The sequence below is a fragment of the Streptomyces sp. NPDC032822 genome (assembly GCF_055578825.1).
Genome location: NZ_JBVIOL010000002.1, coordinates 538,892 through 563,635 on the forward strand (window position 1 = coordinate 538,892; position 24,744 = coordinate 563,635).

21 protein-coding genes are annotated in these 24,744 nt (G+C 72.4%); 15 read left to right on the top strand and 6 right to left on the bottom strand.

Going from position 1 to position 24,744, the window contains the following annotated elements:
• Positions 1–209 precede the first annotated feature (209 nt).
• A complete protein-coding gene (locus ACZ5VD_RS08065) occupies positions 210–1,277 on the top strand; it encodes an ATP-dependent DNA ligase (RefSeq protein WP_468681438.1) in 1,068 nt (355 codons plus the stop codon).
• A 31-nt stretch (positions 1,278–1,308) separates the two neighbouring features.
• Here the strand turns inward: ACZ5VD_RS08065 and ACZ5VD_RS08070 are convergent, their stop codons facing one another.
• Positions 1,309–2,499 carry a zinc-dependent alcohol dehydrogenase gene (locus tag ACZ5VD_RS08070; protein ID WP_468551350.1) on the bottom strand — a complete coding sequence of 397 codons (1,191 nt, stop codon included), beginning with the start codon at positions 2,497–2,499 and terminating at the stop codon, positions 1,309–1,311.
• Between the two features lie 193 nt (positions 2,500–2,692).
• Between ACZ5VD_RS08070 and ACZ5VD_RS08075 the strand changes: the two genes are divergently transcribed.
• The gene (locus tag ACZ5VD_RS08075) at positions 2,693–3,700 is read left to right on the top strand and encodes a DUF3048 domain-containing protein (RefSeq protein WP_468681440.1); all 1,008 of its coding nucleotides are present in this window, start codon (positions 2,693–2,695) and stop codon (positions 3,698–3,700) included.
• A 14-nt stretch (positions 3,701–3,714) separates the two neighbouring features.
• Here the strand turns inward: ACZ5VD_RS08075 and ACZ5VD_RS08080 are convergent, their stop codons facing one another.
• Positions 3,715–4,182, bottom strand: a complete 468-nt coding sequence (locus ACZ5VD_RS08080) for a MarR family winged helix-turn-helix transcriptional regulator (protein WP_468551348.1) — start codon at positions 4,180–4,182, stop codon at positions 3,715–3,717.
• 214 nt (positions 4,183–4,396) lie between these two features.
• Between ACZ5VD_RS08080 and ACZ5VD_RS08085 the strand changes: the two genes are divergently transcribed.
• The 8 genes from ACZ5VD_RS08085 to ACZ5VD_RS08120 all read left to right on the top strand — a co-directional run bounded on the left by ACZ5VD_RS08085 (position 4,397) and on the right by ACZ5VD_RS08120 (position 11,871).
• A complete protein-coding gene (locus ACZ5VD_RS08085) occupies positions 4,397–5,152 on the top strand; it encodes a CoA transferase subunit A (protein ID WP_468681441.1) in 756 nt (251 codons plus the stop codon).
• Complete coding sequence (locus ACZ5VD_RS08090; RefSeq protein WP_468551346.1) at positions 5,152–5,796, top strand: CoA transferase subunit B; 645 nt, start codon at positions 5,152–5,154, stop codon at positions 5,794–5,796. Before ACZ5VD_RS08085 ends, ACZ5VD_RS08090 begins: the two co-directional genes overlap by 1 nt.
• A complete protein-coding gene (locus tag ACZ5VD_RS08095) occupies positions 5,793–6,995 on the top strand; it encodes a thiolase family protein (RefSeq protein WP_468681443.1) in 1,203 nt (400 codons plus the stop codon). The genes ACZ5VD_RS08090 and ACZ5VD_RS08095 overlap by 4 nt, the downstream gene beginning before the upstream one ends.
• 142 nt (positions 6,996–7,137) lie before the next feature.
• A complete protein-coding gene (gene pcaH, locus ACZ5VD_RS08100; protein ID WP_468681445.1) occupies positions 7,138–7,911 on the top strand; it encodes a protocatechuate 3,4-dioxygenase subunit beta in 774 nt (257 codons plus the stop codon).
• A gap of 6 nt (positions 7,912–7,917) precedes the next feature.
• Entirely contained in the window at positions 7,918–8,523 is a 606-nt protein-coding gene (pcaG, locus tag ACZ5VD_RS08105; protein WP_468551343.1) for a protocatechuate 3,4-dioxygenase subunit alpha, read from the top strand.
• 23 nt (positions 8,524–8,546) lie between these two features.
• Positions 8,547–9,881: a 3-carboxy-cis,cis-muconate cycloisomerase gene (gene pcaB / locus ACZ5VD_RS08110; RefSeq protein ID WP_468681447.1), complete on the top strand. Its 1,335-nt coding sequence runs from the start codon at positions 8,547–8,549 to the stop codon at positions 9,879–9,881.
• Complete coding sequence (pcaDC, locus tag ACZ5VD_RS08115; protein ID WP_468681449.1) at positions 9,878–11,005, top strand: bifunctional 3-oxoadipate enol-lactonase/4-carboxymuconolactone decarboxylase PcaDC; 1,128 nt, start codon at positions 9,878–9,880, stop codon at positions 11,003–11,005. Before pcaB ends, pcaDC begins: the two co-directional genes overlap by 4 nt.
• Before the next feature lie 74 nt (positions 11,006–11,079).
• Positions 11,080–11,871, top strand: coding sequence for an SDR family NAD(P)-dependent oxidoreductase (locus ACZ5VD_RS08120; RefSeq protein ID WP_468551340.1), 792 nt, complete (start codon positions 11,080–11,082; stop codon positions 11,869–11,871).
• Positions 11,872–11,970: 99 nt separating this feature from the next.
• On the opposite strand, the gene ACZ5VD_RS08125 is transcribed toward ACZ5VD_RS08120, so the two are convergent.
• Complete coding sequence (locus ACZ5VD_RS08125) at positions 11,971–14,655, bottom strand: ATP-binding protein (RefSeq protein WP_468681451.1); 2,685 nt, start codon at positions 14,653–14,655, stop codon at positions 11,971–11,973.
• A 230-nt stretch (positions 14,656–14,885) separates the two neighbouring features.
• On the opposite strand from ACZ5VD_RS08125, the gene ACZ5VD_RS08130 reads away from it, so the two are divergent.
• Genes ACZ5VD_RS08130 through ACZ5VD_RS08140 form a run of 3 tightly spaced genes read left to right on the top strand, consistent with a single transcriptional unit; the run spans position 14,886 to position 18,507 of the window.
• Positions 14,886–16,193: an MFS transporter gene (locus ACZ5VD_RS08130; protein ID WP_468681453.1), complete on the top strand. Its 1,308-nt coding sequence runs from the start codon at positions 14,886–14,888 to the stop codon at positions 16,191–16,193.
• A 4-nt stretch (positions 16,194–16,197) separates the two neighbouring features.
• Positions 16,198–17,346, top strand: coding sequence for an anhydro-N-acetylmuramic acid kinase (locus ACZ5VD_RS08135; protein ID WP_468681455.1), 1,149 nt, complete (start codon positions 16,198–16,200; stop codon positions 17,344–17,346).
• A gap of 60 nt (positions 17,347–17,406) precedes the next feature.
• Complete coding sequence (locus tag ACZ5VD_RS08140) at positions 17,407–18,507, top strand: DUF2510 domain-containing protein (RefSeq protein ID WP_468681457.1); 1,101 nt, start codon at positions 17,407–17,409, stop codon at positions 18,505–18,507.
• 208 nt (positions 18,508–18,715) lie between these two features.
• Here ACZ5VD_RS08140 and ACZ5VD_RS08145 read toward each other — a convergent pair whose 3' ends face one another.
• Complete coding sequence (locus ACZ5VD_RS08145) at positions 18,716–19,330, bottom strand: TetR/AcrR family transcriptional regulator (protein ID WP_468551335.1); 615 nt, start codon at positions 19,328–19,330, stop codon at positions 18,716–18,718.
• A 208-nt stretch (positions 19,331–19,538) separates the two neighbouring features.
• Between ACZ5VD_RS08145 and ACZ5VD_RS08150 the strand changes: the two genes are divergently transcribed.
• A complete protein-coding gene (locus ACZ5VD_RS08150) occupies positions 19,539–20,336 on the top strand; it encodes a phosphatase PAP2 family protein (RefSeq protein WP_468681460.1) in 798 nt (265 codons plus the stop codon).
• Positions 20,333–21,286, top strand: a complete 954-nt coding sequence (locus ACZ5VD_RS08155; RefSeq protein ID WP_468551333.1) for a DMT family protein — start codon at positions 20,333–20,335, stop codon at positions 21,284–21,286. The genes ACZ5VD_RS08150 and ACZ5VD_RS08155 overlap by 4 nt, the downstream gene beginning before the upstream one ends.
• A gap of 408 nt (positions 21,287–21,694) precedes the next feature.
• Here the strand turns inward: ACZ5VD_RS08155 and ACZ5VD_RS08160 are convergent, their stop codons facing one another.
• Both ACZ5VD_RS08160 and ACZ5VD_RS08165 read right to left on the bottom strand, forming a co-directional pair.
• Positions 21,695–22,516: an LURP-one-related family protein gene (locus ACZ5VD_RS08160; protein ID WP_468551332.1), complete on the bottom strand. Its 822-nt coding sequence runs from the start codon at positions 22,514–22,516 to the stop codon at positions 21,695–21,697.
• 64 nt (positions 22,517–22,580) lie between these two features.
• A complete protein-coding gene (locus ACZ5VD_RS08165; RefSeq protein ID WP_468681464.1) occupies positions 22,581–24,632 on the bottom strand; it encodes a phosphocholine-specific phospholipase C in 2,052 nt (683 codons plus the stop codon).
• Positions 24,633–24,744 lie beyond the last annotated feature (112 nt).

The following is a 24,744-nucleotide window of genomic DNA, read 5'->3' on the forward strand; positions in this document are numbered from 1 at the left end:
GGCCGACGCCTCGCCCTCCTCCCCGAGGCCTCCGCGGTGCCGCCCGGCTCACGCACCCCGGACACCGCGGCGTCCAGGTCCTCGACTCGGAAGAAGAGGCAGGGGCAGGGGGATGCCCCCGCGTCACCGCCGTACAGGCCCCCCTGACCTGGCCTTCGTGGGTGGCGGCTCAAGAGGCGGGTGCCACGGACCGCTCCTAGAGTCGGACCATGGATCTGCCGGTGATGCCGCCCGTGAAGCCCATGCTCGCCAAGTCGGTGGCGGCCATCCCGCCGGGTATGCAGTACGAGGCGAAGTGGGACGGGTTCCGGGCGGTCGTGTTCCGTGACGGGCCCGAGATCGAGCTGGGCAGCCGTTCGGGCAAGCCGTTGACCAGGTACTTCCCCGAACTGGTGGCGGCTCTCGGGGAGCGGTTGCCGCCGCGGTGCGTACTGGACGGGGAGATCGTCATCGCGCGGGACGGGCGGCTGGACTTCGACGCGCTGACCGAGCGCATCCACCCGGCGGAGTCCCGGGTGCGGACGCTGGCCGAGCGGACACCGTCCTCGTTCGTCGCCTTCGACCTGCTGGCGCTGGCGGACGAGTCGCTGCTCGACGTACCGCTCGGGGACCGGCGGGCGCTGCTGACCATGGCCCTGGCCGACGTGCCGGCGCCGGTGCACGTGGCGCCGGCGACGACCGACATCGAGGTGGCTCGGCGGTGGTTCGAGCAGTACGAGGGGGCGGGCCTGGACGGTGTCGTCGCCAAGCCGCGCACCGTGCGCTATCTCCAGAACGAGCGCGCCATGTTCAAGATCAAGCACGAGCGGACGGCGGATGTCGTCGTGGCCGGCTACCGGTTCCACAAGAGCGGCCCGGTCGTGGGCTCGTTGCTGCTCGGTCTCTACGACGACGAGGGCGCCCTCCAGCATGTGGGCGTGTCCGCCGCCTTCGCCATGAAGCGGCGCGCCGAGCTGGTCGAGGAGCTGGAGCCGCTGCGCATGGACGACGTGAGGGGGCATCCGTGGGCGGCCTGGTCCGACGAGGCGGCGCACGAGGGTGCCCGGCTGCCTGGCGCGCCGAGCCGCTGGTCGGGCAAGAAGGACCTGTCGTGGGTGGCGCTGCGGCCGGAGCGGGTGGCGGAGGTGGCGTACGACCACATGGAGAACGGCACGCGGTTCCGGCACACGGCGCGTTTCCGCCGCTGGCGCCCGGACCGCACCCCCGAGAGCTGCATGTACGCGCAGTTGGAGGAGCCGGTCCGCTACGACCTGGGCGAGATCCTCGGCGGCTCCTGACCGGCGGCGCGGGCAGCCCTTCGCGCGGGGCTCACGGCGTCATCAGCACCTTGACCGCGCCCTCCTGCTTCCGCTGGAACATCTCGTAGGCGTGCGGTGCGTCCGTGAGCGGCAGCCGGTGGGTGGCGAAGTCGTCGACGCCGAGCGGGTCCTCGTCGATGAGGTAGGGGATGATCTCGTCGCTCCAGCGGCGCACGTTGGCCTGGCCCATCCGGATCTGGATCTGCTTGTCGAACATGGTGAGCATCGGCAGCGGGTCCGCCATGCCGCCGTACACCCCCACCAGGGAGAGCGTGCCGCCGCGGCGCACCAGTTCGATGGCGGTGTACAGGGCGGCGAGCCGGTCGACGCCGAAGCGTTCGGCGAACGGCCCGCCGATCTTCCGGGGCAGCAGCGCGGAGGCCTGCTGGGCGAGGCGGGCGGCGGCGCTGCCGTGGGCCTCGGTGCCGACGGCGTCGATCACCGCGTCGGGGCCGCGGCCGTCGGTCTCGTCGCGGATCGCCTGGATCAGTTCCTTCTCGTGGTCGAAGCTCCTGAGGTCGTACGTCTCCACGCCCCGGTCCTTGGCCCGGCGCAGTCGCTCGCTCACCAGGTCCACCCCGAACACCCGCCCTGCGCCGCGTAGTAGGGCGATGCGGCAGGCCATGTCACCGATGGGTCCAAGGCCCAGCACGGCGACGCTGCCGCCCTGCGGGACCTCGGCGTAGGCGACCGCCTGCCAGGCGGTGGGCAGGACGTCGGAGAGGTAGACGAAGCGGTCGTCGGGCGGGCCCTCGGGGACCTTGATCGGGCCGAACTGTGCCTGCGGGACGCGCAGGTACTCCGCCTGGGCGCCGGGGACCGAGCCGTAGAGGCGGGTGTAGCCGAACAGGGCGGCGCCCATGCCCTCGCTGGTGACCTGGGTGGTCTCGCACTGGGTCGGCAGGCCGGTCATGCACATCCAGCAGGTGCCGCAGGCGATCTGGAAGGGCACCACGACCCGGTCGCCCGCCGAGAGGTCCGGCACTCCGGCGCCGACCGCCTCGACGATGCCCATCGGCTCGTGGCCGAGGATGTCGCCCGGTGTCATGAACGCGGTGAGCACCTCGTACAGATGCAGGTCGGAGCCGCACAGCCCGGTGGAGGTGACGCGGATGACGGCGTCCGTCGGCTCCTGGATCGTCGGATCGGGCACGGTCTCCACCCGTACGTCCCGCTTGCCCTGCCAGGTCACTGCCCTCATCACGTGCTCCCTGGTTCACGTCGACGTGTTCCGGTCCGTGGTGGCGCCCGAGTACCCGGGCGCCACCCCCGTGAACCGCCATGTCTGAGCCGATCGGCGTATTCGACGCGCGCAATCAGAACCGAGCGGGTATGGGCACCAATGAACTTATAAGCGCACAATCATTAACAACAGACGGGTGGCCACGGTGGGCATGGGACACAAGGCGCGCACGCGACGCGCCGGTACGGCGGTGGCGCTGCTGGCCGTGGCGGCGACCGCCTCGATGGCGGCGGGCTGCACGGGCGGACGCGGCACTGCCGAGGACGGGCGCGGGCAGCTGCGCAAGCCCGCCGAGAGCGGCAGCGAGAGCCCCGGCGCGAGCCCGAGCGAGAGCGCCGCCACGGCCGGCCCCGTGCTGGCCGTGAAGATCGACAACGTGCGCGCGGCCCGGCCCCAGACGGGTCTCAACTCCGCGGACATCGTGTACGCCGAGCAGGTCGAGGGCGGGCTCAGCCGGCTGATGGCGGTGTACGCGACGAAGCTGCCGAAGGCCGTCGGCCCGGTGCGCAGCGCCCGCGAGTCCGACCTGGAGCTGCTCCGCCAGTTCGACCGGCCGACGCTCGCCTTCTCCGGCGCCCAGGGCAAGCTGATGCCGTCGATCAACAAGGCCCCGCTGGCCGCGAAGACGCCCGAGAAGGCGCCCGGCGCCTACTACCGCGGCACCGACAAGCCCTCCCCGCACAACCTCTACCTGCGCCCGGGCCGGCTGCTGTCCCAGGCACCCGGCGCGGACGCGCTGACCACGGGCTTCCGCTACGGCGCCGCACCCTCCGGGGGACGGAAGGAGACCTCGCGGACCGTGCGCTACCCGTCGGCGAGCTTCACCTTCACCTGGTCCGCGGACCGCTCCCGCTGGCTGCTCTCGACGGACGGCACACCGACGGTGACGACCGACGGGAAGCGGGTGGCTCCGGCCACCGTCGTCGTCCAGTACGTGAAGGTCCGCAAGTCCGCCTTCCACGACTTCCTCGGCAACAACACGCCGTACACCGAGACGGTCGGTTCGGGGACGGCGGAGGTGCTGCGCGGCGGGCGGTCCTACGACGTGAACTGGTCGCGCGCGAAGGCCGCGGAGGGCACCGAGTTCACGACGGACGCCGGTGCGCCGGTGAACTTCGCCAAGGGGCAGGTGTGGGTGGTGCTGGTGAAGCGGCCATGACCGGCTGAACGGCCTCAGGGCTGGGTGAGGAGGGGTTCCGTCGGGTTGCGGAGCCCCTCGGCGGCGTCCGAGACCCGCTGGATCAGGTCGAAGAACACGGACTGTTCGGTGGCCGAGAGCGGGGCCAGGAACACCTGGTTCATCCGGGCGGTGCGCACGGTCAGCTTGCGGTGGGTGCGCAGGCCCTCGTCGGTGAGGTGCAGCAGGAAGCGCCGGCCGTCCTGCGGGTCGCGCACCTTGTCGAGGAGGCCGCGCCGGCCTAGCCGGCTGATCACCTCGGCGATGGTCGACCGGTCCAGCCCCACGCGCTCCCCGACGGTCCGCTGGTCCAGGCGGTCCGGTTCCCCGACGAGCGCGTTGAGGACCGCGAACTGCGGTGAGGTGATCTCCTCGGAGACCATCGTGTTCCACAGCAGGTAGTGGGCCTGCTGGAGCCGCCGGGCCAGGTGCCCGGGGTGGGTGGTGAGGTCCACCGCGGCCATGTGCGCTCCCGAGGTTGCATTCGTTGGTGCACTGAACAATACCGGGCGGAGCATCGACTGTCTGCGGTCCCGCCCAGGCGATCCGACCTCGTCTTTCTCCTGACTCTTGACGCCCCGGCGCTCCGGTGGCAGCGTGAAGGACACCTCGCTGAAATCATCAGTGCCCTGACTAATTGCTGGACGACGGGCGCATGGACGGGATGGGGCTTCACGGATGGACAAGGTGGTCGCCACGGCCCTGGAGGCGGTGGCCGATGTGCCGGACGGCGCGTCGCTCGCGGTGGGCGGTTTCGGTCTGAGCGGTGTGCCGAACGTGCTGATCGAGGCGCTGTTCGAGCGGGGGGTCACCGGGATCAGCGTGGTCTCGAACAACTGCGGGGCGATGGAGTCCGGTCTCGCCGTGCTGCTGTCGGCCGGGCGGATCGCCCGGGTGACGGGTTCCTACATCGGCGCGAACAAGGAGTTCGCCCGCCAGTACCTCGGCGGTGAGCTGGAGGTCGAGATGATCCCGCAGGGCACGCTCGCCGAGCGGCTGCGGGCCGGCGGCGCCGGCATCCCCGCCTTCTACACCCCCGCCGGGGTGGGCACGCAGGTCGCCGAGGGCGGACTGCCCTGGCGCTACGACGGCTCCGGCGGCGTCGCCCTCGCGTCTCCCCCGAAGGAGGTGCGGGAGTTCGACGGCACCCATTACGTGCTGGAGCACGGCATCCGCACCGACTTCGCGCTGGTGCGGGCGGCGAAGGGCGACCGGCACGGCAACCTCGTCTTCAACAAGTCCTCGCGGAACTTCAACCCCCTCTCCGCGATGGCCGGCCGGGTGACGATCGCCGAGGTGGAGGAACTGGTCGAGCCGGGCGAGATCGATCCCGACGCGGTGCACCTGCCCGGCATCTTCGTGCAGCGCGTCCTCGCGCTCACCCCGGAGCAGGCGGCGGACAAGAAGATCGAGCGGCGGACGGTGAGCGACTGATGGCGTGGACGCGGGAAGAGATGGCCGCGCGGGCGGCGCGCGAACTGCGGGACGGGCAGTACGTCAATCTCGGCATCGGGCTGCCGACGCTGATCCCGAACCACCTGCCCGAGGGCGTCGAGGTGATCCTGGAGTCGGAGAACGGCATCCTGGGCACCGGCCCCTATCCCGCCGAGGACCGGGTCGACCCCGATCTGATCAACGCGGGCAAGGAGACCGTCACCGTGCTGCCGGGTGCCTCCTTCTTCGACTCGGCGCTGTCCTTCGGCATGATCCGCGGCGGGCACATCGATGTCGCCGTGCTGGGCGCCATGCAGGTCTCCGAGCGGGGCGACCTGGCCAACTGGGCCGTCCCCGGCAAGATGATCACCGGGATCGGCGGCGCGATGGACCTCGTCCACGGCGCCCGCACCGTCATCGTCGTGATGACCCACACCGCCAAGGACGGCTCGCCGAAGATCCTCGCCGAGTGCGCGCTGCCGCTCACGGGCAAGGCGTGTGTGAACCGGATCATCACCGACCTCGGCGTCCTGGACGTCACCGCGGACGGCCTGGCGCTCGTCGAGACCGCGCCCGGTGTCAGCGTCGACGAGATCACCGCCAAGACCGATGCCAAACTGACCGTCGCGGAGGACCCGAAGTGAAGACCGTCTACGTCGTCGACGCGGTCCGCACCCCGATCGGCCGCTACACCGGCGCCCTCGCCGCCGTCCGCCCGGACGACCTCGGCGCCCACGCCATCCGTGAACTCCTCGCCCGGACACCGGAGTTGGACCCGTCCCGGATCGAGGACGTGTACTTCGGCAACGCCAACGGCGCCGGCGAGGAGAACCGCAACGTCGGCCGCATGGCCGCCCTCCTCGCCGGACTGCCCACCACCGTGCCGGGCGTGACCGTCAACCGGCTGTGCGCGTCGGGGCTGGAGGCCGTCATCCAGGCCGCCCGCGCCATCGCGGTCGGGGACGCCTCCGTCGCCGTGGCCGGTGGCGTGGAGTCGATGACCCGGGCGCCGTACGTCCTGCCCAAGAACGACCGGCCGTTCCCCGCCGGGCACACCGAGCTGTTCTCCACCACGCTGGGCTGGCGCATGGTCAACCCGAGGATGGAGCCGCAGTGGACGATCCCGCTGGGCGAGTCGGCCGAACTCATCGCCGACAAGCACAAGATCAGCCGTGAGCAGCAGGACGAGTTCGCGCTGCACAGCCACCGGAAGGCGGCCAGCGCCCAGGCCGAGGGCCTGTTCGACGCCGAGCTCGCACCCGTGCCGATCCCACAGCGCAAGGGTGAGCCGGTCGTCTTCGGCGCCGACGAGTGCGTACGCCCGGATGCCTCCCTGGCGGCGATGGCCCGGCTCAAGCCCTCCTTCCGGACCTCCGACGGAACGGTCACCGCGGGCAACGCCTCGCCCCTCAACGACGGCGCCGCCGCGCTGCTCCTCGTCGACGAGGACGGCCTGAGGGCCACCGGCCGCGAACCCCTCGCCCGGATCTCCGCGACCGGGGTCAACGCCCTCGACCCGCACTACTTCGGGCTCGCCCCCGTCGAGGCCGTCAACCGGGCCCTCGCCAAGGCGGGCAAGGCATTTGACGATCTGTCGGTGCTGGAGCTCAACGAGGCCTTCGCCGCCCAGGTGCTGGGCTGCGTGGCCGAGTGGCCCGAGTTCGATCCGGCGATCCTCAATCCGCAGGGGGGCGCCATCGCCCTCGGGCATCCGCTGGGCGCCTCCGGTGCGCGGCTTGCCGGCACGGTCGCCCACCAACTGGCCCGTCGTGGAAGCGGAGTCGGCGTCGCCACGTTGTGTATCGGTGTCGGTCAGGGACTCGCCCTCGTGTTGGAGCGCTGAGCATCGCCCGCGACCGCGGGCCGTGTGTGGCCGGCCGCGCCCACGCGCCGGAGCCACCTGTCGACACAGCCCCGCGCCCCTTGGGGGCGCGTCATCCCGACCCTGTTCCCACGCGAACGTCAGGAACCCACAGGACCTCCCCATGACACTCACCCAGCACGACATCGACCAGGAAATCGCCGCCGAGCACGCCGCCTACGAGAAGCGTGTCGCCGACGGCGCGCCCGTCGAGCACCAGCCGCGCCGCGACTACGCGCCGTACCGTTCGTCGGTCCTGCGCCACCCCGAGCAGCCGCCGATCACCATCGACGTCGGCAAGGACCCGGAGCTGGTGGAGTTGCACTCCCCCGCGTTCGGGGAGCGGGACATCACCGAGCTCGACAACGACCTGACCCGGCAGCACCACGGCGAGCCGATCGGCGAGCGCATCACCGTCTCCGGGCGACTGCTCGACCGCGGCGGGCGCCCGCTGCGCGGTCAGCTGGTCGAGATATGGCAGTCCAACTCGGCGGGCCGCTACGCCCACCAGCGCGAGCAGCACGACGCCCCGCTGGACCCGAACTTCACCGGCGTGGGCCGCACCCTGACCGACGACCACGGGCACTACCACTTCACGACGATCCAGCCGGGCCCGTACCCGTGGCGCCAGCACGTCAACGCCTGGCGGCCGGCCCACATCCACTTCTCGCTGTTCGGCTCGGCGTTCACCCAGCGGCTCGTGACGCAGATGTACTTCCCGGGCGACCCGCTGTTCCCCTACGACCCGATCATCCAGTCGGTGACGGACGACGCGGCCCGCCGGCGGCTGGTGGCGACGTACGACCACGGTCTGTCGGTGCCGGAGTTCTCAATGGGCTACCACTGGGACATCGTGCTCGACGGACCGCAGGCCACCTGGATCGAAGAAGGGCGCTGACCTGCCATGACGAAGATCGACCCGAGCCGTCCGGAGACCGTGCTGCCCACCCCGTCGCACACGGTCGGCCCGTTCTACGGTCATGCCCTGCCGTTCCCCGGCGGCGGCGACATCGCCCCGGTCGGCCACCCGGACACCATCGCCGTGCAGGGGTACGTGTACGACGGCGAGGGCAATCCGCTGCCGGACGCGTTCCTCGAACTGTGGGGCCCCGACCCGGAGGGCAACCTGCCGACGGCCGACGGCTCCATGCGGCGCGACCCCGCGACCGGCGGCTTCCTCGGCCGCAACGGCGTGGAGTTCACCGGCTGGGGCCGCGTCCAGACGGACGCCAACGGCCACTGGTCCGCCCGCACCCTGTGGCCCGGCTCGCGCGGACAGAGCGCCTCGTACGTCAGCGTGTGCGTCTTCGCGCGCGGGCTGCTGGTGCACCTGTACACCCGGATCTACCTGCCGGGCGACGAGGCCGCGCTCACCGCGGACCCGCTGCTCGCGCGGCTGCCCGCGGAGCGACGCGACACGCTGGTCGCGGCCCTGCAGGGCGACGGCACGTACCGTTTCGACATCCGCCTTCAGGGCGAAGGCGAGACGGTCTTCCTGGAGTTCCAGTGACTCCCCCACCCTTCGGGCGGGAGGTGCCCCCAGTCGATCCCGACGACCTCGGCCTGCTCGCCCCCGGTCGGGCAGGCTCCTCCGCCGCCTCCGCGACCGGTGACGGCGCCTACCTCCAGGCGCTGCTGGACGCGGAGGCCGCGCTGACCCGGGCCCAGGCCGCGCTGGGACTCGCTCCGGCCGAGGCGGCGGCGGCGGTGACCCGGGCGGCGGACGCGAGCCGTTTCGACGTGCGGTCGCTGGCGGATCGCGCCCGGGCCGGCGGGAATCCGGTCATCCCCCTCGTCGCCGACCTCACGCAGGCCGTCGGCGATGTGTACGGCCCGTTCGTCCACCGGGGCGCGACCAGCCAGGACATCATGGACACGGCGACGATGCTGGTCGCCGTGCGCGCGCTGGAACCGGTCCTCGCCGACCTCGGCCGCACCGAGCGGGCGCTGGCCCGCCTCGCCGCCGAGCACCGCGACACCGCGATGCCGGGACGGACACTCACCCAGCACGCCGTACCGACGACGTTCGGGCTGAAGGCCGCGGGGTGGCGTTCGCTGGTGCTGGACGCCCGGGACCGGGTGGCGTCGGTACGCGGCTCGCTGCCCGCCCAACTGGGCGGAGCCGCCGGTACGTTGGCGGCCTTCACGGCGTACGGCGCCGACGACCCGACCGTGCTGCTCGCGCCCTTCGCCCAGGAGACCGGGCTCGCCGTGCCGTCGCTGCCCTGGCACACCCTGCGTACCCCGGTCGCCGACCTAGCCGGGTGCCTGGCGTTCACCGCGGGCGCGCTGGGCAAGGTCGCCGTGGACGTCCTCACGCTGTCCCGGACCGAGATCGCCGAGGTCGCCGAGGGCAGCGGCGGCGGCTCGTCCGCCATGCCGCACAAGGCGAATCCCGTACGGTCCACGCTGATCGCCGCCGCGGCGCGACGGGCCCCGCAGCTCGCGGCGACGCTGTACGGGTCGCTGGCCGCCGAGGACGAGCGGCCGGCCGGGGCCTGGCACGCCGAGTGGGAACCGCTGCGGGACCTGCTGCGGCTGGTCGGCGGCGCTGCCCGGGACGCCGCCGAACTCACCGCGGGACTGCGGGTGCACGCGGACGCCATGCGTGAACACCTCGACCTCACCCACGGGTTGATCGTCACGGAGCGGCTCTCCGCCGAGCTGGCCCCAGCGCTCGGGCGTGCGCGCGCCAAGGCCCTGCTGACGGACCTCGCCCGGCGCACCTACTCCGAGGGCCGTTCGCTGGCCGAACTCCTCGCTGAAGAACCGGAGTTGAAAGACGTCGACCTCGACGCAGCCACCGACCCCGCCCGCTACACCGGCTCCGCCGGAGTCCTCACCGACCGTGCTCTGGAGCGACGTTGACCGACACCCTCCTCAACCACCGTGCCGAAGGGCCCGCTTCCGCTCCCCCGCTGCTGCTCGGGCCCTCGCTCGGCACCTCGTTCGCCCTGTGGGACAAGGTCGCGCCCGAACTGTCCATCGCCCACCGGGTGATCCGCTGGGACCTGCCGGGCCACGGCGGCTCGGCGGCCGACCTGATCGGGCCCGGGGCGAGCGTCGGTGACCTGGCCGGCCTGGTCCTCGCGCTCGCCGACTCCCTCGGCGTCGAACGGTTCGCGTACGCCGGGGTGTCGCTGGGCGGTGCGGTGGGCCTGCATCTCGCCGTGCACCACCCGGAGCGGGTGTCGTCGCTCGCCGTGCTCTGTTCCTCGGCCCACTTCAACGGCGCGAAGGCCTGGGAGGAGCGGGCCGCGCGGGTCCGCGCCGAGGGCATGGACTGGCTGGTGGAGAGCGCTCAGGCGCGCTGGTTCACGCCCGGGTTCACCGTGCCGGAGCTGGTCCGGGACCACCGGGACGCCGATCCCGAGGCGTATGCCGCCTGCTGTGACGCGCTGGGCGCGTTCGACCTGCGGGACCGGCTGGGGGAGATCTCCGCGCCCACCCTGCTGGTCGCCGGCCGTGAGGATCCCGCGACCCCGCCGGCCCATCTGCGGGAGATCGCGGACGCGGTGCCGGGGGCCACGCTGGTGGAGCTGCCGGGCGCCTCGCACCTGGCGGCGGCGCAGTGTCCCGAGGCCGTCCTGACCGTCCTGCGGGCCCACCTCGACGGGGTCGCCCCGCGCGGCATGGAGGTGCGGCGCGAGGTTCTCGGGGACACACACGTGGACCGGGCACAGGCCCGGCAGACCCCCTTCACCGCACGCTTCCAGGACTTCATCTCGCGCTACGCGTGGGGCGAGATCTGGACCGACCCGACGCTCAGCCGCCGCGAGCGCAGCATGATCACACTGACGGCGCTGGTCGCGCACGGCCACTACGACGAGCTGGCCATGCATGTCCGGGCGGCCCGGCGCAACGGCCTCACCCCCGAGGAGATCGGCGCGGTCCTGCTGCAGACGGCCGTGTACTGCGGGGTCCCGGCGGCGAACTCGGCGTTCGCGGCGGCACAGCGGGTGCTGGCCGAGGAGGACGGCAGCCCTGGGTGACCCTGCTGGTCGTAGCCTCACCAGCACCACGCACCCGCCCCCGCAGCCTGCCTACGTCTGCCTACGGTGGAGGCATGTCCACGATTCTGCTCACCGGTGCCACCTCCGGGCTCGGCCGGTACCTCGCCTTCGAACTGGTCCGCTCCGGGCATCTCGTCCTCGCCCACGGCCGTGACGCCACCCGTACCGAGCGGCTGGTCGAGGAGCTGCGCGGTGAGGGCGCGGCCGAGGGGTTCGTCGCCGATCTGGCCTCGCTGGCGCGGGTGCGCGAGCTGGGCGACCGGGTCGCCGAGGCGCATCCCGAGCTGGATGTGCTGGTCAACAACGCGGGTGTGGGCGGCGGTTCGCCCGGTTCGGGGCGCGAGCTGAGCGCCGACGGGCACGAACTGCGGCTGGCCGTGAACTACCTGGCGCCGGTCGTGCTGACCCGGGCCCTGCTGCCGGTGCTGCGCGCCAACCCGCCGGCCCGGATCGTGAACGTCGGCTCGGCGGGCCAGGAGCCGCTCGCCTTCGACGATCCCGAGTTCACCCGTGGCTACGGCGGTTTCCCGGCGTACTGCCGCGCGAAGTTCGCGCTCGCCGCGCACACGTTCGCCCTCGCCGAGGAGCTGGAGGGCACCGGTGTCGCGGTGAACGTGCTGCATCCGGCGACCTTCATGGACACGGCGATGGTCCGCGAGGGCGGTGTCAGTCCGTTGAGTTCCGTCGCGGACGGCGCCCCGGGCGTCCTGGCGCTGGCCACCCGGGAGCGGGGCAGCGGCGGCTACTTCGACGGCACGCGGGCGGCGCGGGCGCACGAGGCGGCGTACGACAGGGACGTACAGAAGCGGCTGACGGCGGTCACCGACCAGCTTCTGGCGCTCTGAGCACGGCCCCACCCGCGAGCGCCGCCGTCCGCCGGACCGCCACCACCACCGCGACCCCACGACCCGCCGCGGCCCCACGGACCGGCGTGTCCCTCCGGACTACCGCAGCCCGCGCCCCGTCTCCAGGACCGCTCTCGCCTGTGCCGCCAGTCCGTCCGCGCCGCAGGAACGGGCCAGTGCCAGGCCCCGGTTGAGTTCGGCGACCGAGCGGGCGAGGGTGCCGTACTCGACGCGGGCCGCCGCGTGTTCGTACTGGCAGGGCGAGGCCTCCAGGTAGGCGACCGCCTGCGCGGCCAGCCGGACCGCGCGCTGGCCGGTCTCCAGGGCGGCGGCGCAGCGCAGGGCCTCGCCGATGGCCGTGTCGGTGCCGAGGCGCTCGGCGTGCCGACGGACGTCGGTGGCGAGCCGCGCGGCGCGGCCCGGGTCCTCGGTGGCGAGCGCGCGGGCGAGGTCGAAGGCCCAGGGGACGAGGACCGGGTTGTGGTGGCCGCGGACGGCCGCCGCCTTCTCGGCGGCCTCCAGTTCGTTGATGCCGTCCTTGGTGCGGCCGACGGCGAGCAGCAGCCGGCCGCGCACGGAGCGCGGGTCGGGCAGCACGATGGTAGACGGGTAGGGCGGGGCGAAGCCGTACTGTTCGGCGATCGCCCAGGCCTCCTCGACATGGCCGCGGGCGAGCAGCGTGTCGACGAGGTTGCAGGTCGCGCTCCAGTACAGGGGCAGCCCGCGGCCGACGCGTTCGGCCAGGCGCAGCGACTCGCGCAGGGAGGTCTCGGCCTCCCGGAGCCGGCCGCGCCTGCGGTGGCCGAGTCCGACATAGGCGTGCGCCAGGGCGAGGTGGCCGCCGCTCCAGCCGGCCGACTCGTAGGCGCGCAGGGCTTCCGTGTACAGGGTGTCGGCGCGGTCGAGCCGGTCGGTGTAGGCGTACGCGTTGGCGAGCATCAGGAGCAGTTCGAGGCCCCACTCGGTGTCGGTCCAGCCGAGTCCGGGCGCGAGCCGGCCGTTGACGAGGGCGCGGTCGCACAGGGCGACGACCTCCTCGGCGCTCTCGCCGTGGGTCATGGCGTCGAAGCCGCGGAGCATGAGCAGGGCGCGCTCGGAGTTGTCCCGGCCGGTGCAGGTGGCGGCGAGTTCGGCGAGGCGGGCCGAGCGGCCGGGTGAGGCGGCGTCGCCCGCGTAGAGGCCCTCCCACATGTACTGGACGGCCTGCAGTCGCATCCGGGCGGGCCCGGCCGCGTGCCGGGCGGCCTCCGTCTCGACGGTGCGGACGGCCTCCTCCAGCTGGTCGTTGTGCAGGAGCGCCTGGGAGAGGCGGAAGACGGCGTCGACGCGTTCGTCGCCGTCGAGGCCCGGCATGGCGAGCGCGGTCTGGAGGTGGTCGATGGTCTTCGCGGGCGCGGTCAGGAGGGTGGCGCAGCCGAGTTCGAAGAGGACGCGCGCGTGTGCCTCGGGCTGCGGGGGTTCCAGCAGGGCCCGCTCCAGGCAGCGGCGGGCGGCGTCGGGGGCGCCGACGGCGAGGTGCTCGCGGGCGGCCTCGCGGAGCTGCTCGACGAGTTCCTCGTCGTCGTCCGGGTGGACCTGGAGGAGATGGCGGGCAGCCGCCGCCGCGCCGAGCCCGGAGTCGGTGACGACCTGGGCGGCGATGCCGTGCATCGCGGTGCACAGGGCGGGCGGGATGGACTCGTAGACGGCGGTGGCGATCAGCGGGTGGACGAACTCCAGGTCGCCGTGGTCGGACCGGCCGTTCGCCGGGTCGGGGGCGGTGAGGATTCGGGCGCTGCCGAGGAGTTCGGCGCAGCGCACGGCCTCCTCGTCGCCGAGGGTGGCGAGTTTGGCGACCAGGCCGACGTTGATGCCGGTGCCGAGGATGGCCGCCGCCCAGGCGAACCGGGTGGCGTTGATGCCGAGTTCCTCCAGGCGAGCGACGAGTCCGCCGCCGCGGGCCGCGCGGTTGAGGGCGCGCAGTTCGCCGGCCGCGCCCTCGGCGGGCTCCAGGTCGCTGTCCCGCACTTTGGCGAGGAGCTCGACGGCCTCGTAGGGGTTGCCGGCGGTGACGGCCCAGACCTCGCGGCAGAACGCGGCGTCGGCGTGCGCGCCGAGGGTGGCGCGGGTGAGTCCGGCGGTGGCGGCCGGGGTCAGGGCGCTCAGGGTGGTGGCGGGCAGTCCGGCGGTGGCGGCGACGGCGTCGAGAAGCCGGGCGCTCTCGCCGCTGATCTCGCCGGGGCGGCGGGCGACGACGACCAGGACGGAGAGGTCGTCGAGCCGCTCGGCGAAGGCGGCGAGCCAGCGCAGGGTCTCCTGGTCGGCCCAGTGGGCGTCGTCGACGAGCAGGACCAGTGGCCAGTCACGGCGGGCCAGCCGACGGACCGCGGAGACCAGGCCGTCGGTGACGCCCTGCGGGTCGGCCTGCCGCTCCCCGGGTTCCGTGAGGCCGAGGGCGGGGCCCGCGATGTCGTACCAGTCGCCCAGGTACTCGCGGGCCTCCTCCGGCATCAGCGACATCAGGACGGGCTGCAGCAGTTGTCGTACGACGTTGAAGGGGACGGACCGGAGGGTCTCGCCGCCGCGCGCCGACCAGACCGTGCAGCCGCGTTCCTCGGCGAGGCGGCGGGTCCGGGCGAGCAGGGCGGTCTTCCCGAAGCCCGCCTCGCCCCGGATCATCAGCAGGCTGCCCGAGGAGGAGCTGTCCGCGCCCAGGGTGTCGATGGCCCGTACGACGGCGGCGACCTCCTCGTCGCGCTCCCACAGCGAGGCCGAGGCGGCCGCCGTGGACCGTACCTCCGTCATCCCGCTACCTCCCCAAGTCGCCCGAATGACGTACAGACCTTGAGCGTAGCCCTCCGGATGCCGATGCGGAGGCCGGTCCGGGTACCTGTTGCCGTGACAGGTGACATGCGGTAGAGGAGGGCGAAACGCCTTGCCCGGGGCCGGTCGTCAGCAAACGTGACCATCAGTCAGAGATGCCGTCCGCAGGGCACGGAACAGCCGTGGGAGGCCATGATCAGCCGGGAGAAGCCATGAGCACCGGGGAGAGCGTCACCCTCCACGAGCGGGGAACACCGCGGTCCCGCCGGGCGCTGGTCGCCGGTTCGGTGGGCAACTTCATCGAGTGGTACGAGTTCGGCGTCTACGGCTACTTCGCCACCGTCATCGCGGCGCGTTTCTTCACCCCGGAGGGCGGCGGCGAGGCGGAGGCGCTGGTGCGGACGTACGCGTCCTTCGGGCTCGCGTTCTTCTTCCGGCCCGTCGGCGCGGCCCTGTTCGGCCGGCTGGGCGACCGGATCGGCCGCCGTCCGGTGCTGATCCTGGTGATCGCGCTGATGACGGGGGCGACGACGCTGATCGGCGCGCTGCCGACCTACGACCAGGTGGGTGCCGCGGCTCCGTGGCTGCTGACGTTCCTGAGGGTGCTTCAGGGGCTGTCGGCGGGCGGGGAGTTCGGGGGCGCGGTGTCGGTGCTGACGGAGTCCGCTCCGCCGGGGCGGCGCGGACTGTACGGGGCGTGGCAGTCGTTCACGGTGGCGCTCGGGCTGCTCGCCGGCGCGGGAGCGGCGGCGCTGCTCGCGACCGTGCTCGGCGAGGGCCAACTGGGCGACTGGGGCTGGCGGGTGCCGTTCCTGTTGACGCTGCCGATGGGGCTCGGCGCACTGTGGCTGAGGCTGCGGCTGGAGGAGACGCCGGCCTTCGGCGAGGAACGATCGCGGGAGCGCCCGCCCGCCGGTGCCGTGGCCGGGGCGATCGCGCTGGGTGCCGGGCGGATCATGGGCTGGGCGGCGGCCGGGTACACCTTCCTGGTCGTCCTGCCGTCGTATCTGCAGAGCTCGCTGAACGCGAGTTTCCAGCAGGCGCTGATCGCGACCGTGCTGGCCAACCTGGGATTCGCGGCCACCATCCTGCCGGCGGGCCTGCTCAGCGACCGGGTCGGCCGGCGGCCGGTGATGGCGACGGGGGCGGTGCTCGTGGTCGTTCTCGCGGTCCCGCTGCTCAACCTCCTTCAGGATCCCGGGACTTCGGACCCGGTGAAGGGGCTGGCGGTGTGCGGCGCGGGAGCGGTGGTGGGGCTGATGGCGGGGCCGGGTCCCGCGATGCTCGCCGAGCTGTTCCCGACCACCGTGCGCTACACCGGGCTGGGACTCGCCTACGCCCTGTCGAACGCGGTGTTCTCCGGCTGCGCGGGCCTGATCATCACCGAGGCGGTGGAGCGGACCGGGAACCTGGACGTCCCGGCGTACTACGCGGCGGCCACCTGTGCGGTGAGCACGCTCGCGCTGGCCGTGTCCCCCGGACGAAAGACGACCATGTCCTCCGGGCAGAAGGCGAGTTGAGCACATGCGGGTGATCGGTCTGATGTCCGGGACGTCGTACGACGCGATCGACGCGGCGGCGGCCGACCTACGGCTGTGCGGCGACCGTCTCGTCCTGAAGACGCTGGGGGCGGTGAGCGAGGCGTACGACGACGAGCTGCGCGAGGTGCTCGGTGCGGCACTGCCGCCGGGGTCGGTGTCGATGGCCGAGGTGTGCCGCCTCGACACCCGGATCGGGCGGGCCTTCGCGGCGACGGCCGTCCGTGCGGACCGTGAACTGTGCGACGGGGGCGCGGAGTTGGTGGCGTCGCACGGGCAGACGGTCTACCACTGGGTGTCCGAGGGGCGGGTGCACGGCACGCTGCAGCTGGGGCAGCCCGCCTGGATCGCGGAGGCGACCGGGCTGCCCGTGGTCGCCGACTTCCGGCCCCGGGACATCGCGGCCGGCGGCCAGGGCGCGCCGCTGGTCAGCCTGGTCGACCTGTTGTGGCTGCGCGGCCGGCCGGGCACACCGGTCGCGCTGAACCTCGGCGGCATCGCCAACCTCACCGCGCCCGACGGGACCGCCTTCGACACCGGGCCCGGGTGCGCCCTGATCGACGCGGCGGCCCGCGGCTTCAGCGGCGGGGCCCTGGCGTACGACGTCGACGGGGCACTGGCCGCACGGGGGCGGGTGCATCCGGTCCTGCTGGAGCGGCTGCTGGCCGAGCCGTACTACGCGCTGCCCGCGCCCAAGACGACCGGAAAGGAACTGTTCCATCTCGGGTATCTGCGTGACGCGCTGACCGGGGTCGGCACCCTGCCCGCCGAGGACGTGATCGCCACGCTGACCGTGCTCACGGCCCGCACGGTCGCCGACGCGGTACGCGCGACGGGCGCCACCGAGGTGATCGTCTCGGGCGGCGGGACCCGCAACCCGGTGCTGATGGAGCGGCTCGGGCGGCTGCTTCCGGCGGTGCGCAGCTCCGACGAACTGGGACTGCCGGCGGCGGCGAAGGAGGCGTACGCCTTCGCCGCCCTGGGATTTCTGACCGTGCACGGACTGCCCGGCACCGATCCGGCGAGCACCGGTGCCCGGCACGCGAGTCTGCTCGGTTCGGTCACTCCCGGCCGGGACGGACTGCGCCTGCCGCCGCCCGCACGGGAGCGTCCTGTGCGGATCGTCCTGGAATGAGGCGAATTCTGGGTCCGTCCCTCTCATGCCTCTTTCACCGAGGCCTCATACGGTGGGGGCATGACGCAGGAGACTCCCTCAGGGTGGTACCCCGATCCCGGGCAGACAAGTGACGGTCCCGCCACCGAGCGATGGTGGGACGGCAAGGCATGGACGGATCAGACCCGCCCGGCGGGATCGGCCGCCGCGGGGGGTCCTTCCGAGGCACCGGCGGACGCCGGACCGTATGCGGCGGACGCCGGCCCGTACCCGGCGGGTGCAGGCCCGTACCCGGCGGACGCCGGACCGCATACGGCGGGCGTCGGCCCGTATCCGGCGCATCCCGGATATCCGGGGTACCCCGGGCAGCCGCCCACCGGCTCGCGGCGCGGGCCGCGCACGGCGATAGCGGTCGCGGCGGCGGTGGTGGCCCTCGCCTGCATAGGCGGGGGCGTGTACGCGCTCTCCGGTGACGACGGCGGCAGCGACAACACCGCCAACTCGCAGGGGCCGGGCGGACAGAGCACCGGTCCCGGCGGCCGGGGCGGGCCCTTCGGCGGCAACGGCGGCTCCGGGGGCGACGGTGACTCCGGCGGATCCGGTGGCTCGGGCGGTGCGTCGCCCTCGCCCGAGCAGTCCGAGGCGCCGAAGATCGAGAGCGGTTCGGTGACGGACGCGATCGACGGCATCAGCCTGCCCATCCCGGACGGCTGGTACGGCCAGCAGATCCAGGTGGGGGCGACGGTCACGTCGAACGACTCCTACAAGTGCCCCGGCGACACCTCCAAGTCCTGCACCAAGGGCGGCGCGTACTCGGCCCCGGCCCTCGCACTGGGCACCAAGGGCAACACGGCCGAGGAGATCGCGAAGGCGGACATCTCCGCCAACGCCGAGGAATCCTACGGCGGTACCACCTACGGCAAGATCACCTCGCACGACGTGCTGGCCTCCAAGGCGGTGACCGTGGCCGGGCAGAAGGGCTACCTGGTGCGCTGGAAGGCGGTCACCAGCAAGGGTTCCGACGGCTACGTCCAGTCGCTGGCCTTCCCCGCCCCCGCGAACGCCCAGCAGATGGTCGTCGTCCGCTTCGGCGTCGACGTGGAGGAGACACAGGCCGTGCTCGACGAGATCACCTCGGGCATCAAGGTGTCGACGGGCGGCGGCAGCGGCCAGGACGTCTGAGGTCCGGGGCCCGTCCGTCCGCCCGGCCTGCCGGTCGGACGCCGGCCCGGCCGCGGTTCCGGCCGGGGTCCCGGGAGTACGTCGGCCGGGTGGGGTTCCTCTCCGCTCAAGGGAACCCCACCCGGCCGGGGGGTGCGCGCCGCCCCCGTCCCCACGGTGCGGCGCGAGCAGGTCGCCGTCGGGTCGTCCCGGTACGGCGGCCTGAGTCCTAGGTCAGTCCCAGCGCGGGCAGCACCGCGGCCTCCACGAACCGGACCAGGTACTCCTGGTCGGCGTACTTCCCGTCCACGACGGGCCGGGCGCGGACGACGCCGAACATCTGGGCCGGGATGTACTCCAGCGCGGGGTGGTCGGCGGCGACCTCGCCCCGCTCGACCCCGCGCCGCAGGATCTCGCGCAGGGCGGCGATCTCCGGGTTGACGAGCGCCTCGCGCAGCGCCCGGGCGAGTTCCTCGTCCTGGGTGACGGCATGGCCGAGCGCCTGGAGCAGCTTGGTGTCGGTCGTCGACCACTTGGCGGTGGCCCGCGCGGCCTCGCGCAGATCCCCGGCGAGGGATCCGGTGTCGATGCCGTCCAGGCGTGAACGGCGGCGGGAGCGCAACGCGGCGACCACGAACTGGGGCTTGGTGCGCCACTGCCGGTAGAGGGTGGACTTGCTGCAGCGGGTGCTGGCGGCGATCCCCTCCATGGTCACGGCGTCGTAGCCGCACTCCTTGACCTGTTCGATCACGGCGTCGAAGAACTCCTGCTCACGCTCCGGCGTGATCTTGGAGCGGCGCGAGGCGGCGACCGACTCCGGTCCGTCCGCGGCCTGCGACGTCATGGCCCTTCTCCTCACTCGGGTCCCCGCGGGCGGGGCCCGCCCTTCCAGTGTGGCGTAGATCAATCGATACGCCAGTGTACCGGAACGGGACCGTATCGGTACACTGGCGTATCGGTACTCACCCGTATCGATGAGTTTCGGCCGCTCGACGAGTCACCCACCCGTCCGGCAGCAGCACACGCACCACCGTCAGCGAAAGGGCCGGGGGATGAATGCCCGCACCGAGCCTTCCCGGGCGGCGTCCCGCGCTATAGCGCGACCGCCGCTCGTCCGTGAGCTCCTGCTCGTCGCAGGACTCTTCCTCGTCTACAAGTTCGGCCGGCAGCTGGCGACCGGCCACACCGGTGAGGCCTTCCACAACGCGCACCGCGTGTGGGACCTGGAACGGACCCTCCATCTGCCCGGCGAAGGCTCGGTGCAGTCCCTGCTGTTCCACGGCGACCTGCCCGCGCACGTGGCGAACACCTACTACGCGACCGTCCACTTCCCGGCCACCGTGGCCTTCCTGGTCTGGCTCTATCTGCGCCGCCCGGCGCACTACGTGTGGGCCCGCCGGGTGCTGGCCGCGCTCACCGCCGCCGCGCTCGTACTGCACCTGGTGTTCCCGCTGGCCCCGCCCCGGATGCTCGCCGCCACCGGCCTGGTGGACACCGCGAAGGTCTACGGCCCCTCCGTGTACGGGCCGCCGCAGACCGACCAGCTGTCGAACCAGTTCGCCGCGATGCCGTCGCTGCACTTCGGCTGGGCGCTGATGCTGGCGATCGGCCTGATCGTCGCCACCCGGTCGCGTCTGCGCTGGCTGTGGCTGCTGCACCCGCTGCTGACGCTGGTGGTGATCGTTGGGACGGCGAACCACTACTGGCTGGACGCGATCGTGGCGGGCACCCTGCTCGGCCTCGCGCTCACGGTGATCCGTCCGCCGCGCCGGACGGCGACCACCGCCGACCGCGACCAGGACGAGGTCGTACCCGCCCAGGAGCAGGTTCTCGTCGGAGCGGGTCGATGAACGCCACACTTCTCGCCGTCGTCCTGTCCCTCTTCTCCGCCGTCGCCTACGCGGGCGCGGCCGTCGCCCAGGAACGCCTGGCCTCCCGGCACCCGGGCTCGGGCCTGGCCCGGATGCTGCGCTCGGGCGCGTGGTGGGGATCGGTCGTGCTCAACGCGTCGGCCGCGCTGCTGCACGTCGTCGCGCTCAAGTACGGACCGCTGACCGTGGTCCAGCCGCTCGGTGCGCTCACCCTGGTCGCGGCCGTCCCCATGGGGGCGCGGGTCGCGGGGCGGCGGGTGAGTGCCGTGGAGTGGCGGGGTACCGCGCTGACACTGCTCGGCCTGTCCGCGATCCTGGTCACGGCGTCGGGCTCGGCACCCGAGCAGGTGCTGAGCGGGTCCGAGGCGGTGGCGGTGGCGGGCGTGACGGCGACCCTGATCGGCGTGCTGGCACGGCGCGGCGCCCGTCCGGGCCTGCGGCACGCCTCCGCGTCCGGCTTCGCCTCCGGGGTCGCCTCGGCGCTCACCCAGACCGTGACGGTGGCCGTGACGGACCGCACCGAGTCGCTTCTCAGCGTCCAGGTGATCGGGGTGGCGCTGCTCGTGGCGGCGTTCGCGGCCGGTGGCCTGCTGCTCTCCCAGACCGCCTACCGGGGCGGCCTCGGCGCCCCGCTCGCGATGGTGACCCTGGCGAACCCGGTGGCCGCCGCCGCGATCGGCCTCGCCCTGCTCGGCGAGGGGCTCCAGGGCGGCGCGGCGGGCGTGCTGCTCGCGCTGGCGGGGGCCGGGCTCGCGGCATGGGGCGTGGTGCTGCTGTCGCGGGTGCCGAACACCGATGGGCCGGCCGTGGACGACCACGAGGAGCACCCCGTGGCCGCGGTCCTGGCGCTGACGCCGGAGTCGGCGACGGCGGAACCGGCGCTGGTACCCCGGCCGTCACCCGAGCCGGGACACCTCACTTCACTGTGAACCGGCTCGCGTGAATTCGCGCATGTGAGCCGGTCTGTGCACCGGCCCGCGTGAACCGGTCTGTGTGAACCCGGCCACGTGAATCGGCCGGTGTGGACCGGCCCTCGTGAACCCCCGGCCGCGTGAATCGGCCGGTGCGAACCGGCTCGCGTGAACCCATACATGTGAGCCGGTCTGCGTGAACCGGCCCGCGAGAACCGGTCTGCGTGAACCGGCGCGCGACCGACTCGCGTGAACCCGGTCGCGTAAGCCGGTCCGCGTGAATCGGTCCGCGTAGCCGGTTCGCGTGAACTCGGCCGTCTGATCCGGTCAACGTGAACCGGCGCGCGTGAACAAGGGCGGGTGAACCGGCCCACTCGAACCGATCCGTGTGAACCGGACCGCTCGAACCGGTCCGTGTGAACCGAATCAACCGAGTCCGCGCGAGTCCTGCTTGAGTGCCGTGTCGACGGTCAGCGCCGTCGCCACGACCAGGCTCAGCAGCGGCTCGGGCAGCTGGTAGTGGATCTGCAGGACGTAGTTGTCCGCGGTGGTGAACATCGTCTTGGCGAGGCCCTCCCAGGTCTTGGTGATCCGGGCGACCTCCTTGTCGGTGTGGTCGACGATCGCGAAGTTCCACGCGCGCCAGTTCTCCGCCTTGATCGCACCGACCTGCTCGCCGTTCACGATCATCCCGAAGTTGATCTTCCCGATCATGTTCTGCTGGACGATCTCGCCGACCGGCGAGCCGTCCGGACGCTGCACGATCACCCGGGACTTGAGGAACTTCCGAGGCCGGGTCAGCAGCAGCACGGGCTGGCCGTGGGCGTCACGGATCTCCAGCCTGTGGGTCATGAACTGGTCGATGCTGGCGACCAGGCGCAGGATCTTCTTCAGCGCGCTCTGCCCGACCTGGACGACCGAACCGATCTGGTTGCCGTTCTGGTCGCTGACCTTGTACTCGTTGGTCAGCTCGATCAGCTTGGCCTTCTGGTTCACCACCAGGACCGGCTCGCTGAACAGGGTGCCCCCGCCGGGGCCGCCCGCCACGACCCCGGCCTGCTGCTGCACCTGACGCTGGACGCGCGGGTCCGGACCGGCCGGCTGCGGCGGGACCTGGGGTGCCGCCTGGCCCGGCTCGTTCGGGCTCGTGTGCTCGGTCCACTGCGCGCCGTCCCAGTAGCGGAGCGTCTGGGTCGCTCCGTGCGGATCCGGGTACCAGCCTGCAGGTGTGTTCGATTGCGTGGTCACCGACGCACACTATCCCGAGCCTCCCGGTCCCTGACCAGCCCGGATCCCGGCCCTCCGGAAGGCTTTACCCAGTCATGACGGCCGGGTCACTGACCCCGGGCCGCCCGTTCTCCACGTGTCCGGCGAACCTCCGCAGGAACGCCGGATCGGCCTCGGAGGTGACGGTCAGGTCGTACCAGCGCCGGCTCGCCGCGAGGCGGAAGGTGTGTTTCACGACAGTGCCGGGGCGCACGGTGAAGGTCCGGCCGCGCTCGCCGTATCCACCGGCGACGTTCAACCGCACGGTGCGGGAAGCCCTGTTGGTGAGGGTCAGCTCGACGTCGTCGCCGGTGTGGCGGGCGGTGACTTCAGGACCGGCCGTCCCGTTCGGCCCCTTGAAGACGCGCAGGAAGCCGTTCGGGCCGTGCACGGTCAGGTCGTAGGACCCGTTCGAGTACGCCGCGTTCCAGGTGTCCTCGACCGTCCTGCCGGCCTCGGTGGTGTAACTCCAGGGGCCGTCGCCGCGGTTGCCCGAGGTCACCAGGAACGCGGCGCCTGCCTTCCTGCCGGAGGCGAAGGCGAGGGTGAACGTCCCGCTCGCCGCGTCCGCCGAACCGTCCACGTACGGCGCGTACTTGAGCGGCCGGGCGAGCCGCAGGCCACGCTCCTGCCTGGGCAGGGACGGGCTCGCGGGCGGGACCGGCACATAGTCGGGGTGGCGCTCGCGGTCCGGCGGCTCGTAGCCGTCGGTGTCGGGGAGCGGGACCGGCTCGGTGTCCTTGTGGGAGAAGTCGAAGGCGGCGGTCAGGTCGCCGCAGACCGCGCGTCGCCAGGGTGAGATGTGGGGCTCGTGGACGCCGAAGCGGCGCTCCATGAACCGGATGATCGAGGTGTGGTCGAGCGTCTCGGAACAGACGTAACCGCCCTTGCTCCAGGGCGAGACGACCAGCATGGGCACGCGCTGGCCGAGTCCGTACGGTCCGGCGACGCTCTTGCCGTCCCCCTTGAACAGGTCGGGGCCGACGTCGACCGTCGACTTGCCCTGGGCGGCGGAGGACGCGGGGAACGGCGGGACCAGGTGGTCGAAGAAGCCGTCGTTCTCGTCGTACGTGATGAACAGGGCCGTCTTCGCCCACACTTTCGGGTCCGAGGTGAGCGCGTCCAGGACCTGGGAGATGTACCAGGCGCCGTAGTTCGCGGGCCAGTTGGGGTGCTCGGTGAAGGCCTCGGGGGCGGCGATCCAGGAGATCTGCGGCAGCTTGCCGCCCTTGACGTCCGCCTTCAGCCGGTCGAAGTAGCCCTCGCCCTTGCTGTGGTCGGTGCCGGTGCGGGCCTTGTCGTACAGCGGGTCGCCGGGCTTCGCGTTCCGGTACTGGTTGAAGTAGAGGAGCGAGTTGTCGCCGTAGTTGCCGCGGTAGGCGTCGTCGATCCAGCCCCAGCCGCCGGCCGCGTCGAGGCCGTCGCCGACGTCCTGGTAGATCTTCCAGGAGATCCCGGCCTTCTCCAGGCGCTCGGGGTACGTCGTCCAGCCGTAGCCTGCCTCGTCGTTGCCGAGGACCGGGCCGCCGCCGGTGCCGTCGTTGCCCGTGTACCCGGTCCACATGTAGTAGCGGTTCGGGTCGGTGGAGCCGATGAACGAGCAGTGGTAGGCGTCGCAGATGGTAAAGGAGTCGGCGAGCGCGTAGTGGAAGGGGATGTCGTCCCGGTTCAGGTAGGCCATCGTCGTGGAACCCTTGGACGGCACCCATTTGTCGTACTTGCCCGAGTTGAAGGCGGCGTGACCGTCGTTCCAGCCGTGCGGGAGGTCCTGGAGGAAGGCCATGCCCAGGTCGTCGGCGTCGGGGTGGAACGGGAGGACGTCCTTGGTGCCGTCCGACTGGTGCCAGACCGATGCGCCGTTCCGGAGGGTGACCGGGTGCGGGTCGCCGAAGCCGCGGACACCTCTCAGTGAGCCGAAGTAGTGATCGAAGGAACGGTTCTCCTGCATCAGGACGACGATGTGCTCGACGTCCTCGATCGTCCCCGTGCGGTGGTGGGCGGGGAGCGCGGCGGCGCGCTGGATGCTGTTGGACAGCGCGGTGAACGCCGAGGTGGCGCCCGCGAGCTGGAGGAATCGGCGCCGGTTGACGTCGGGCATGGAGGGGTGCCTCTCATCCTGTGGGGAATCGGGATCGGGGGATCAGGAGATGGGTGATCGGGGGTCCGAGGGCCTGGAGGTCTGGGGGCTGAGGGAGCTGGAGTCGGGGAAG